The sequence below is a fragment of the Enterocloster sp. 210928-DFI.2.20 genome (assembly GCF_020554465.1).
Classification (GTDB): domain Bacteria; phylum Bacillota; class Clostridia; order Lachnospirales; family Lachnospiraceae; genus Enterocloster; species Enterocloster bolteae.
In genome coordinates this window covers 15588-28047 of the sequence record NZ_JAJCHK010000021.1, presented here as the reverse complement: position 1 = coordinate 28047, position 12460 = coordinate 15588, and the positions used below count along the sequence as shown (strand labels likewise).

Genomic DNA, 12460 nt, shown 5'->3' with positions numbered 1-12460 from the left:
TTCAGAACATTGTTGGATAATACCATGGTAACTTTATGCATCATGTAAGGGACTCGATATTTTCAATCCATTCCCTCTGTATCTCAAAACATACCCCCAATTCGTCTGCCGGTGAATTGGGTTCCAGTTCAAATACCCGGTCCCAGCTGGAAATAATTCTCTTTTTCAGCATGGGATAATAATTGCCCAGAGACTCTGTGACAAGAGCCATTTCATTTTCAATCCCGTATCGTTTCAGCTCCTCGTTAAACGCGCGCTCATCCTCCAGGTTTAACGGCACATACATATAATTGACCCTGAACCCCCAGGCATACTCAGAAATGACATGAACCTTTTCCCGGGGTATCCTGAGGGTGAAGCAAACCGTATCCTCTGTGTTCCTCAGCCTGTATTCATCATGCATGGACAGCCATATGGGAAGAGAACACCCCTTCGGAATATCAATTCTCTCCCTGCACCGTTCAGCAAACCACCGGTAAAGTTTCAGGTAATACTCTGAAATAGAGTCATTTTTCATCCTGATATACTCCTCTTTAACCCGGTATTCCCCCGTTTTTTCCAGCTCCTCCAGCACCTTTTTGGACTGCCTGGTGTAAACCCTATAATATCCGTTTGCTGTCTCTTTGCTCATATCAATTCCTCCTGTCTTCATCACATATATTCTGGTTTCATAAAAAATGAGCCGCGGAAATCTCTTCTGACAGCCGCGGCAGTTCATATTGTTTCTGATGTTTTTCTATCTGGCATTTGCCAGATAATCATGACTCAGTGTATCGCTGGCATATATACCTACGATGACTTCCACATCACGCTTAAACTCCTGGACCTTACCCTCGATTTCATCCGGTTCCAGACCATAATCCAGAATCTCCTTCAGGTACCCCTTATACAAAAGGCAGACCATCCGGTTCATATTCATGGCATTCCCCATGGTAATAACGCCTGCCTGGGCACAGCGCTCAGCCATGACCATATCACGCTCAAACAGGTCTGTGGACTGGAGCATGACCTGAAGATATGGGCTGACTATATTGATTCGTTCCGGAAACATATCATAGTATTCACGGATGGCTGTGGTCAGGTTCCGGCTGGCCGCGCTGAAAAATATGATATCAAAGGCCTGGGGATAGCGGAAGGCAATACGGCAGTAGCATTCCCATATGCCAATGTGCATGTCCCAGATATCACGCCACTCCTTCTCATGGACATTCAGCTCCTCCAGGTACTCATCCAGATACCCCAGGTTGGCATAATAAAGCAGTTCCTCCACATTCTCAAAATACCGGTACATGCTGGTGGTGCTGCACTGGAATTCCTTGGCCATCCTGCGTATGGAAATGGCCTCAGTCCCCTCGTCCCTGATGATTTCCAAGGCCCTCTCTATGTAAACCTTTCGGTTTAAATCCTTAAAATACTTTCTCCTCACCCGTTCATTTTCCACTGAAACCATCCCTTTCTTCTAAAGCTGAATGGGAATTAATTCCCACCACATCCTCTTGTCTGAGCTGCCATACGGCGGCTCCCAGGTTAGTCTGTTCCGTATTGTCTATGTCAAATATGCGCTCCCAACTCTTCTTGATTTCTGACTTCAAGTATGGGTAGAAGGCGGACTGAAACACTTCCCAGTAAGTGGTCACACCCATCTGGTTCATTTTCTGTTCAAAGCGGGCCTCGTCCTCCTGCTCCTTCCCCACATAGGAAAGATTCAGAACCCTTTGCCACCTTTCACGGTCAAACAGCACCACCCGTTCCCTGGGAACAGACAGTTCCAGCAGATAACTGTCCGGAGACAAAAACACCCAGCCTGGGTCGAAAAAAAGCCAGACAGGAGATTCAGCTCCTTCGGGCGGTTTGACCATGAGCCTGGCCCTCTGTTTAAAAAAGCCATACGCCTCCTTAAACACCCAGGCGCTCTCCTCATACTTCTTGTCAATAAATTCCATCTTTACCTGGGAAAATCCATTCTCCCTGATACAATCAAGGACTGCATCTGTCTGAGCTGTCCACAAATGCAGCATGGAACCCGGGCTGAATCCATCCTCCTTATTATTCCTCAGCATATCAACCTCCATAGGCATATTCCTGACTTTAAACTATATTTTCAGTGTACATTGTTTTATAATATTTGTCAAAAAGAAAACGAAATCCCTTCCCGGCATTGTCCAATGTTCTACCATATGTCCCTATTTCATACAGTATAACAGGAGGTGCATATGAATATTTCACTAACAATAGCCGGGATACTGTGCGTATCCATACTGGGGACCCTTCTCCATTTCACCTACCGCTGGTCCGGCCGCAATCCCCTCATCGGCCTTATCGCTCCTGTCAATGAATCTGTGTGGGAACACATGAAATTGCTGTTTTTCCCCATGCTCCTGTTTGGACTGTGGAACCTAAAGGGAGTGACCGATGCCTGCCGCATATCTGCTTTTCACGCAGGACTGCTCATGGGGACGCTCCTGATACCGGTACTGTTTTACGCCTATACAACCGTGCTGGGACGTAACTTCCTGGTATTGGATATCGCCCTGTTTTACATTTGTGTAATTGCTGCCTTTCTCATATACCGCGGATTGTTAGGGAGCTGTCGATTGGAAAAATACAGCCATGTGACATCCATGGCCGTGTTTCTTTTATTGATTTGTTTTCTGCTGTTTACTTATTTTCCGCCGGGATTTTCTATTTTTAAGGATCCGGAGAGGTGACAGAGCAGGACAGATCCATGATGGATTGCTGAAGGTGCGGCGATGGTATGACAGCTTTTCCGGAATTATAATGCGATTAAATACTGACCGGAATGGTGCTTTGAAACAGCCCGGTATTGCCCGTAACAGGACATCAAAATAGTTCGTTATCGTCCAATTTGAAATGTATAAACAGTCTGTTTTCCACAGAACATATATGCTGATTTGCGTAAGCTAATGCCCGCCATATATACTGCATAATCTTATCATACAGTACATCTGACGGGCATTTCCAATTCGTCTTTTATGCAGATCATAATGACGTTATACACGGGAAATACAGGTCTTATACAGGTGTTATATTCTCATAATTTGAACCATTCATATCCGTCAAACCAGCCGATTTATTTTACCGGACCGGCTCATATTCCATGGCAGAATCCTGTCCGGCAGACTCCACTTTGAATATGACAGGCCGCAGTCCGTCATTGCAGCTGCATATGGCGACTCCCGGCTTTCTAATCCAGTTTCCATAATAAAACAGTTCATTTCCCGTACCATGGACCAGGGAAAATACATACGGATGAATGGCTATCCATGCCCCATCACAAAACCCTTCAGGCTTAGCATAATCCACATAAAATATCTGCCCCTCCTTCATCAGGGGACAGGCAGTAAGGCCCTCTGCTCCGTATTCCCGGGCCAGCTCTTTGTCCAGGGTGGTTTTTAAAACAGTTATCTTTACTTTACTCATGTTCTCAACCTCCTTTTGTCACTGCGGTTTCCCGCTGATATAATATCAAGGCAGCTTAAGACATCTAATGTCGCTTTAAGCCGCCTAAACTGACAGTATCAATAAAATGGGAACGGGTTATCTTTACTTTCCGCAACTGCTCCGACATACCCTCCCCATCTTTTTTCTCCCGTGCACATTATTATATTTACACTCAATCATTTGGTTCCCTGATTCTGATTAACTCTATTTTGCCTCCGCAAGTCAACCGCTCCGCCATAGACTTCACGCCCAAAATTTCCGTATTGGTATGACTTCCCACAAAGAGATTCATCCCGCAGAATCCAGCATATTGCTGTGAATACAGGGCATATTCCCCTGTAACATATGTATCACATCCCAGCTCCACTGCCGTCCTCATATCACTGGTCATATTGCCTCCGCCCGCAGCCACAGCTATCCGGCAGACCGGCCTGTCGTTATTCCGATGACAGCGCACATTTTCCTGCAATATATGAGAAAGGCTCGCCGCAAAAGACTCAAAATCCGTGGGAATAATTTCACCGGCAACACCTCCATAATACTGCTCCCTGTATGGCATGACCTTTTTACAGCCCTTCATCCCCAATGCCTGGGCCAGCGATGCGCTTGTACCAAAATCCGCATCGTCTAACGGTGCATGAAAAAAGGCATGTGTCATACCGGCTTCCCGAAGCATTTTATTACAATGTTCTTTCAATCCATATATAAATTCCCAGGAGTCATGGTGAGTAAGAAGAAAATCCACCCCTTTTTCTCCGGCTCGTTCTATGATCTCCCCGGTAAGATTTGTGGCATATCCAATGCACTTAATATCCCTTTCCGTTTCATTAAAAAATCCCCATTCTTCCGGAAATAAATGCAGTTTGTCAGAGTCAAACATACTCAGAAGCTGCTCTTTCAGGTATTTATATTCCATTGTTTTTTCTGTTTCTCCTTATAGTTATATTTTATTATTCTTCGCTTTATTGGGATTTATTTCTTTATTTTGTTCCGGTTTATTTCTATAGTTTGCTTCGATTTATCCTTCTTATTTACTCCGATTTATCTCCCTGACTTTATATATTTTAACATTAATTCCCCATTTCCCGTACGTCCGCACAGACTATTAATTCGCATCATGACCTGAACTTTATCACGCTCAATACTGGTCTCTCTATACTGTTCACTGTCCCTGTTTACAACCACTTCTTCTATTCTTCTGTCCCTGGAAAACTGAACCTTATAAATACAAATTCCAGTCCAGCTCCGGTGAATATACAGGATATTATTTTCAAAATATTCAAACCACTTATCCTCCATTTCACATGGAATATGACCATTTTGAAGTGCGGAAAATTCACCTTCTGTCAGACTGATATCAATTGAAAATGACGCTGTTTTCTCCGGCATATCCAGTGTTTTCCAGTCTGTTTTTATGGCTTTATTCATAGTAATTATACCTGCCTTTCAGTGCTTTTGATAACTCTTGAATTACCAGGATTAAATGGAACATTACACGCATTTTCATCCCTTTACATTATGATTGAAACGGCAGTTTTTCGCCAAATAAGAATAGTTGATGATAACCGCTTTTTCTATTATTCTTCCCAGGTATATCCTCCACCCCACACCGGCAGAGGCATTGGAAGTACCTTCTTTCATATAGTAATAAAACATCCGCCCATTGCCAAATTCCGGGGTACAAACCGCCTCTTGCTCAAGTGCCTCCAGGTCCTCAGTGAAGAACCCGACTAGCGTTTTCTGCTGCATTTCGGACAGCGCCTTCCTGTGCTGGTAAAATGGGCCGGTGCCACAGAATATTCCAGTCCGCATGCATTATGGCGCATCTTTACATGAGCAAAAGCATTCTGATATTCTGATAAGACAGTGTATTCTTCCCCCACCAGAGCTTCCACCTGCTGCTGAAATTGCTCCGGCGTCTTCTTTTTACACGGGCTGATACAAATATGATTTCTTCCATGCATAACTGCACTGGGCGTCACCTCCCAGATCTCCCCACAATGATGGCAGCGGAATTTATGGGGTACTCCAAGCCTCGTGCATACATCGCTTTCCAATGTATATCCTCTTGCTTCTATTTCAGGGAGTTTCTGATAAAAACTCTGAATCTCGCGATTTCTCCTGGTTTCTGCTGAATGGATAATACGATTCCGTTTTCCGCAAACCGGACAGCCACGTTTCATAAAATCCGTATAAGTAATCTGGAATGTTTCATTACAAACCGTATGATACATTGTCATGGAAGTTTTACAATTTTTATAAATGCTCAGAACCTGTATTTCCTCTCCGTATTTCTCTGCAATTCTGCCCTGAATACGTGCAAGCTGTTTACAGTAAGGACAAGCGTGATGCTCCATAAACCATGTAGCAGAGCATTCAAATTCCTGCCCGCACTGATTGCAGAGGAACCGGATAGGTTTTCGGGTATTTACGTAAGAACCCAACATCTGAATCTGTGGATACTCCTGTTCACAGCAGATACCGGACCTGCTATTTGATTTTAGTTCCTCATTCGGTCTGTACTGCATTTTTTCCAAATATTTCTTCTGGTCCTGCAGCCGCATTTTCTGTTTCAAATATCGAATTCTTTTTTCCTGTTTATGCTGACGATTTTGTTCGGCCTGTTCCACTCTTGGACATCTTCCATCAAACAGACCGTCCGCCTCAGCCTTTTTCAATTTTTGGCAGACTGTAGAAGGGTGTACCTGAAGCTTTTCACCAATCTGTTTCTGAGTGTATCCTTGTTTGGATAGTTCTATCATCTGCAATACCATTGAGGTATTTGCGTCCTGTCTGACCTTCCCCCAATCCACACCATCTAACGGATAACATGCTAATTTACTTATAATCTCTTTTCGTATCCAATCCGGTTCCGATTTTCTGCAATCCAAATATATATACTGTAAATGCAGAACTTCTTTTGCAAACCGTTCCTTCTCCCGATCACGTTCCTGAATCATCTCCAACGACCACCCTCCAATCCGTTTGAAAACATCTGGAGCAAAATGCTGAAGGCCATGTACTTCCAAAAGAATTCCTTGCGGTTCATCGTAAAAATCGTATTTATAATGACTTCTCTTTCCTTCTTTTTCAAACGGTACCATGTATTGTCTATGAAAGGAGATATTCAGCTGTGCCAGAAACGCATTGACATACCGTTCCGGATAACTCATACCATCTCTGCAATAAGGGCAAGGGACATATTTTCTCTGATAAACAGTATGAATACTCTTGTCCCGCACCAATGAGCCGCATTCCTGACAATAAAAGTCTGCCAGTGTATGCGAATAACGGCTTCTCTCCCTTGGAATCTGCGGTTCTGCAAACCATAATGCGAAATCCGGATCCGTCTCAGCAATCGGAGGATGATAACAATGTTTGCATGTGCGCAGACGCCCCTGCTGCAAATAGCTTTCTCCAACCTCATATTGGTGGCCCCTTCCGCATTGCAATGTATAGTATTTCCGGAAATGATCAGGTTTTTTCTCCACCTTTTGTCTTGCAATTACAGCCATGCTGCCATGTTTTGTTGAAAATACATGACCAATCTCATAAGCATACTGTCCGCGTTTTTCATTCATGGGTTTTGAATCCTTTCACCTGTTCTTTCCCTGCTGCTTCAGTGTGCTTTTTTCGTTAATGCTGCGGCCGCTTCGCAGGAAGCGTGAAGATTCTTTCCAGCGAGTGCCGGTAAATACGGCGTAGAGGTTGACCACAATCCAATGCAAGATTCTGTTCCCGGCCCGGTCGAAGTGATCCAGCTTTCTCAAAAATTCTTGATTGTTATCGTCTTTTCCCATCAGGGGATTTCTTTTATGAAAACTTCATATCCTCCGCCTGAATCGTAATGCGCTCTCGGGCCTCTTCCTCCGCATTCCAAAAGGACATTGGATGAAAACCGCACAATCCCGCGATGAAACTGGCCGGGAACATCTGGATGGCGTTGTTGTATTTGAGCACGGTGTCGTTATAGAACTGTCTGGACAGGGCGATTTTATTCTCCGTATCAGATAATTCGCTCTGAAGCTGCATAAAATTTGCGTTTGCCTTCAGCTCCGGGTATGCTTCACTCACCGCAAAAAGCCGCCGAAGCGCCGCCTGGAGCTTCCCGTTCGCGGCAGCCGCCTGATCGAAGTCCGCGGCAGCCATCGCGCTCTGGCGGGCCTTTACCACGGCCTCCAGAGTGCTCCGTTCAAAGTTGGCATATCCTTTGGCCGTTTCCAACAGATTGGGAATCAGGTCATAGCGCCGCTTAAGCTGTACGTCAATCTGCGCCAACTGGTTTTTGACCCGGTTTTGGAGTACAACAAACCCGTTTCTGGTCTTGATGATTACAAGGAAGATAACCGCGACAATCAGAACGGCGCCTCCAATAACAATGTATTTTCCTATGTCTCCCATTTTATGTTCCTCTCATTTCTTAGAAAAGTATAAAATCCCGATATTTCAAATTCCTTAAACGAAAAATATCCTCGATAATGCGTTCGTTTTCCTCCAGCACCACCGCATAAATCAAGAAATCGTCCCAAAGGACAAGCTGTTCTTTCTCCGATTCAGCCAAGTTAGAAAAGTCACGGATAAAATTTTTAAGCCCCCAAATCTGCGCCGTTAAAATCTCGCCCGCCTGCGTCCTCTTAAGCCGTGTTCCTGTGCCGTAAATGGACAACGCCGTGCGCAGAACAGCCGCAATCGGAAGCAGAAACATTGCCAGAAAGGACAGAACAAAAAAAGCGGTCAGAGGGATCGCAATCACCATATCCGGCGATGACAAAAGGTATTCCATTTGTCTCATACCGAAAGACTGTGGAGCCGCCGCAAGAAAGCCATCTAGCTTTTCCATCCAGTCGCTGTTGTTAATCGCAACGGCGGTGATACCCATTCCAAGGAAAATGAGGATAGGGAGCAGACATCCGCCGAGGCATCCTGTTAGACAGGATCGGGATGCGGAATGTACATTTTGCCGCATGCCTCTGTATTTCAAATTGCCTGACTCAACGGCCTCCGTGACGGCCTGCCTCCTCCACGCGCCAAGGTTTGCAGGCTGTGCCTGTCCCCCGGCAATCAGCGCCAGAAGCGTCCGGTCGCTGGGGAGCAGTCCGGGAAGCTCTTGATTTTGCACATGAACCGTCCCAGCCTTCATGGAAACCGCGCCCATTTTGGTATATTTTAAGAGTAATGCCGCCATGTCTTTTTTTGCTTCAATCTGCAAATCCATCAAGAGGCTGATAGTTGCGGGCGGAACGCCGGTCAGTTTTTCCCGGTAATAGTCGAAATCCTCATCGGCCTGAAAGGTGGCATTTTGAATCGCGGCTTTTTTCATGGTATGGCTGACGGCCCGCCATATAAGTACAATCGGCAGAGAAGCCAAGACAGCGGCCAGAGCCAGGAGAAGCAGCGCCGCAATCGTTACCACAAAATTCCGCTCCCTCAGAACGATTCCCCAAAGCAGCCGTCCTTCTTTTCCAATGGATAGAAAAAGAAACAGGACCAGCGGCACAAGTAGAGCCAGCCTGTCCAGCTTCTGCCAACGTTTCATTTGTTTTGTCGCTATTGTTTTTTTCATGGTTTACTCCCCGGTATAGGAAATGATGTTGTTCTCTGTTGCTTGTAAATCCCAAAGGAAGCGGGGAACGCCGATTTCTACAAAGCGGAAGTATCCACATAGTAGTAAATCGTGTATTTGTTCAGCTTACGCGCGCCGCTTTGTCTGCCCGTTCTGCGGGTCGAAATACTCCACGTCAATCCAGTAGTTCGGCACGCGGCGGTAACAGTTCTGGAACGTTTGAGGCTGGCGCCCACACTCCATGTTCGTCCACATGGTATCCGTCCGGAGTAAAGGTATTCGGGTGCATTCTTCCTCTCGTTCCATTCGGTTTTTCATGGAAATAATAGTATTTTCCATCAATCACAACCCAGCCGAGTCTCCATCTGCCGTCCTCCATTGCTTTCCAGATTACTTCTTCCACATAGCTGGGGACTTTGACGTTATTTATGATTTCCGTCTCACCTGTATGATTTTTCGGCAGGCTTTCTTTCAGTCCTCCGACCGCGGCAGCCGGACCTCCTGTGCTTCCACCAGATCCACCCATACTGCCAGAACCATCTGTATTCGTCCAATGAGCATAAATGGTACTGTCCTTTGTGAGTACCGTATCCACAGTTACCTTTGTGCCTCCTGCTTTCGCTTTAAACCAGCCGTCAAACTGATAATTTCCACTACGAATCGGGATTGGCAGACTGCCGTTATCATTATAAATGATGCGGCTGCCCTCGCCGTCTCCTCCGGTGACAGTTCCGCCGGATATGGACATATCACAAAGTCAAGTTTGATATTCGAGTATGCCTCCCCAGTCACAAACACCTTATTGTCCTCCGCTCTGGCTTCGATACCACCGTCAGCGCGATGGAACATAGTCTTCTGCATCGTTTCTTATCCCTTTGCATGTTGTTTCTCCCCTTTGTGTATTTATGAGTCAGCCAATCCTCCAGCTGACTATTCCTATCATACCTTATTAAATAAATACACAGAACAACTCCTGCAAAATCATACTATGGAACGCAAAAAAAGCTCATTCATTTCCGTCTTCACATATCCGGTATCAAGACAGTCGCTTTCACATAATCCCCCTCCGCCTTTACTACAAAGGTCCCATCATACCGCCCGGCAATATCCTGAATAGCCGCCAGCCCATAACCATGGTTTTCTTCATCCAGCTTTGAAGTCATCAATCTGCTGTCTTCCAGGTGCAGCTGCCCGGCATAAGAGTTTTTCACGGTTATCACAAGCTGCCGTTTTTCCCGGACAATCCGGACCAGGACCATTCCTTCAGACTCGCATTTTTCAGCCGCTTCTATGGCATTATCCAGCAGGTTTCCCAGCAATATAATAATCTCATCTTCTTTTAATATCATATCCCGGAGATCCCCGCACATGAGGTTTACGTTTACACCTCTGTTTAATGCTTCCTGCCTTTTCATATTCAAAATTGCATCAACAACCGGATGATTGGTGTAAATGCGTTCCAGCGCTTTCCCAATCTCTCCAGTCAGGCCCTGGGTGTATTGAAGCGTCTGGGATACCAGCCCCTGCTCCAGCATATCGCTGATTGTCAAAAGCTGGTTCTTATACTCATGAAGGCGTTTTCCCTGTTTTGTATACAGCTCCTGTTTATTTTGGTAAATTAGAAGTTCCATCTTTGTTTGACGGGCCGCGTCCTTCAAACTGTTTTTCTCCAGTTCCACTCTTGCCGCCAACAGCATATTAAAAACCAGAAAAATATTGAGTCCTATCATGCCAGCCATAAGAACCGTCACCTCCACAGGCACAGTCTGCGTCCGCATCAGAAACTGTGATGCAAAGATTCCTGCCCCCGCAATGATTACGAATGACGGAAACAATGCCCGTATTCCCTCTGAACGTATGGCTGCATTCCCGCCTTTTTTCCAAAACCATCGGATCAAAAAGCCGCTCCCAAGCTCCGTACTTTTTACCATCAGGCACATGAGGTAAAACATTGGCATATTTTCCGAAGTTCCAAAAATATAGTAATATCCGGACACACCAATAAAATCAATACAGATAATCACCGAATAATTAATTACATATACGGAGAGCGCCTCCCCTAATGTAGTTTGATAAAAATATAAAAGATAGGCATAAACAAGCAAAAAGTCAAAAAACAGCTTAAGTGCCACAATATCCTCAAACAGCGTCACACTGACTGACATAACCATGGTCAAAAAGAGCAGACCAAAAACACGTTTTGATCTGCTTCCCGATTTCTTTTTTATCAAAAAGGCATCGGCCAGAATATCCAGGAAAAGCATTTCCATAAACACCCACAGATGCGTCAAAATATAGGCAATCATAGGCTGTCTCCTTTGTAAATGGCATACTCCCGTTTTACATACGGATACCTGTTTCTAGGGACGTGCAGAATAATATCCGGCTCCAGTTCCAGGCGGTAGCTTGCGATGTTTACAATATATTTCATGTTAACCATATAACTCTGATGAACCCGCAGAAACCCATGTCCGCCAAGCAGGCCCTCCACGTCCGTCAGCTTCCGGTTCATGGTTCCGATGACATGTTTGCCGTCCACTGCCAGAAACAAAAGCTTATGCCCCCTGCTCTCCACGAGACAGATTTCATCTGCTTTCAGATACAGCTTTCTATCAGTAAATTCCAGACAGATTTCATCCGTATCTATATGAAATTTCTTCAGCACCGCTTCCATACATTCCTCAAAGCTAATCTCCAGGGAATCCTTCACCAGATAGCGAAACGCTCCGACTTTGTAGCCCTCCAGCACATAGTCCATATAACCCGTCACAAAAACAATGCAAATTTTCCGATTCCTGTCTCTAAGATACTCTGCTGCATCCATTCCACTGACCGCATTCATGCTGATATCCAGAAATGCAATATCAAACAATCTATCTTCATTGTGCTTAAGAAGCTCTTCCCCTGAACAGAATGCAGCCATCTGAAACGGTATCTCTCTGTTTTCTAAATAAACGGTAATTTTATTAGCCAGCCTGTCTAAAAATGGTTTCTCATCATCGCATATTAAAATATTCAACATACTTTTTCTCCATGTTTCGTATTTTATTGCAGCCATTCAGACGGCAGGAAAATGCCGTCTGAACTGTTACAACTTATCTTCCGCAACTATCTTATCACAGGTTTCTTTTCCTGTCATACCATTGTCATACCTTCATCCTTCACCATTTTTTTACCGTAAACGGCATACATAAAATACCAATCAAAACCGTAATCAGTAAATACGGGGACCAGATTAATTTACCAAAAACCAGGTATGTTCCAGCTCCGCCTCCATGCCGGCGGCTTCCATCCTCTGGTAGTCTCGCACCAGCTGCTGCTGCGTTTCATCCGTCAGTTATACTCCAAAGGAACGCGCATATTCCTGGTTGCCTCTTATCACTATGTATCCATCAAAATTGTTGCCAAAAGCGCTTGTGTGGTCACCGGAGCTTC

The 12460-nt window shown here is 45.1% G+C and carries 15 protein-coding genes; 1 reads left to right on the top strand and 14 read right to left on the bottom strand.

The window, feature by feature from the left end:
- Positions 1-40 precede the first annotated feature (40 nt).
- The 3 genes from LI015_RS17865 to LI015_RS17855 form a co-directional block, all read right to left on the bottom strand.
- On the bottom strand, positions 41-631 hold the full coding sequence (locus LI015_RS17865; protein WP_227125904.1) for a DUF3841 domain-containing protein: 591 nt from the start codon (positions 629-631) through the stop codon (positions 41-43).
- A gap of 105 nt (positions 632-736) precedes the next feature.
- On the bottom strand, positions 737-1450 hold the full coding sequence (locus LI015_RS17860; RefSeq protein WP_227125902.1) for a TetR/AcrR family transcriptional regulator: 714 nt from the start codon (positions 1448-1450) through the stop codon (positions 737-739).
- Positions 1431-2060 carry a DUF3841 domain-containing protein gene (locus LI015_RS17855; RefSeq protein ID WP_227125900.1) on the bottom strand — a complete coding sequence of 210 codons (630 nt, stop codon included), beginning with the start codon at positions 2058-2060 and terminating at the stop codon, positions 1431-1433. Before LI015_RS17855 ends, LI015_RS17860 begins: the two co-directional genes overlap by 20 nt.
- A 153-nt stretch (positions 2061-2213) precedes the next feature.
- On the opposite strand from LI015_RS17855, the gene LI015_RS17850 reads away from it, so the two are divergent.
- The gene (locus tag LI015_RS17850) at positions 2214-2708 is read left to right on the top strand and encodes a DUF6512 family protein (protein WP_227125898.1); all 495 of its coding nucleotides are present in this window, start codon (positions 2214-2216) and stop codon (positions 2706-2708) included.
- Between the two features lie 388 nt (positions 2709-3096).
- Here the strand turns inward: LI015_RS17850 and LI015_RS17845 are convergent, their stop codons facing one another.
- The 11 genes from LI015_RS17845 to LI015_RS17800 form a co-directional block, all read right to left on the bottom strand.
- Positions 3097-3441, bottom strand: a complete 345-nt coding sequence (locus LI015_RS17845) for a TIGR04076 family protein (protein ID WP_002572865.1) — start codon at positions 3439-3441, stop codon at positions 3097-3099.
- A 193-nt stretch (positions 3442-3634) separates the two neighbouring features.
- The gene (locus LI015_RS17840) at positions 3635-4378 is read right to left on the bottom strand and encodes a Nif3-like dinuclear metal center hexameric protein (protein WP_002572866.1); all 744 of its coding nucleotides are present in this window, start codon (positions 4376-4378) and stop codon (positions 3635-3637) included.
- Positions 4379-4503: 125 nt separating this feature from the next.
- Positions 4504-4890, bottom strand: coding sequence for a hypothetical protein (locus LI015_RS17835; RefSeq protein ID WP_227125896.1), 387 nt, complete (start codon positions 4888-4890; stop codon positions 4504-4506).
- A 75-nt stretch (positions 4891-4965) separates the two neighbouring features.
- Positions 4966-5211: a hypothetical protein gene (locus LI015_RS17830; RefSeq protein WP_002572868.1), complete on the bottom strand. Its 246-nt coding sequence runs from the start codon at positions 5209-5211 to the stop codon at positions 4966-4968.
- Positions 5193-6224, bottom strand: coding sequence for a helix-turn-helix domain-containing protein (locus LI015_RS28820; protein WP_243008711.1), 1032 nt, complete (start codon positions 6222-6224; stop codon positions 5193-5195). The genes LI015_RS17830 and LI015_RS28820 overlap by 19 nt, the downstream gene beginning before the upstream one ends.
- Positions 6225-7058: 834 nt before the next feature.
- On the bottom strand, positions 7059-7262 hold the full coding sequence (locus tag LI015_RS17825) for a hypothetical protein (protein WP_007035712.1): 204 nt from the start codon (positions 7260-7262) through the stop codon (positions 7059-7061).
- 13 nt (positions 7263-7275) lie between these two features.
- A complete protein-coding gene (locus LI015_RS17820; RefSeq protein ID WP_002566798.1) occupies positions 7276-7863 on the bottom strand; it encodes a LemA family protein in 588 nt (195 codons plus the stop codon).
- Positions 7864-7882: 19 nt separating this feature from the next.
- A complete protein-coding gene (locus LI015_RS17815) occupies positions 7883-9025 on the bottom strand; it encodes a DUF2207 family protein (protein WP_118019302.1) in 1143 nt (380 codons plus the stop codon).
- 175 nt (positions 9026-9200) lie between these two features.
- A complete protein-coding gene (locus LI015_RS17810) occupies positions 9201-9773 on the bottom strand; it encodes an InlB B-repeat-containing protein (RefSeq protein ID WP_227125895.1) in 573 nt (190 codons plus the stop codon).
- A 274-nt stretch (positions 9774-10047) separates the two neighbouring features.
- Positions 10048-11331 carry a sensor histidine kinase gene (locus LI015_RS17805; protein ID WP_002566802.1) on the bottom strand — a complete coding sequence of 428 codons (1284 nt, stop codon included), beginning with the start codon at positions 11329-11331 and terminating at the stop codon, positions 10048-10050.
- Positions 11328-12047, bottom strand: coding sequence for a LytR/AlgR family response regulator transcription factor (locus LI015_RS17800; RefSeq protein ID WP_002566803.1), 720 nt, complete (start codon positions 12045-12047; stop codon positions 11328-11330). Before LI015_RS17800 ends, LI015_RS17805 begins: the two co-directional genes overlap by 4 nt.
- Positions 12048-12460: the final 413 nt, after the last annotated feature.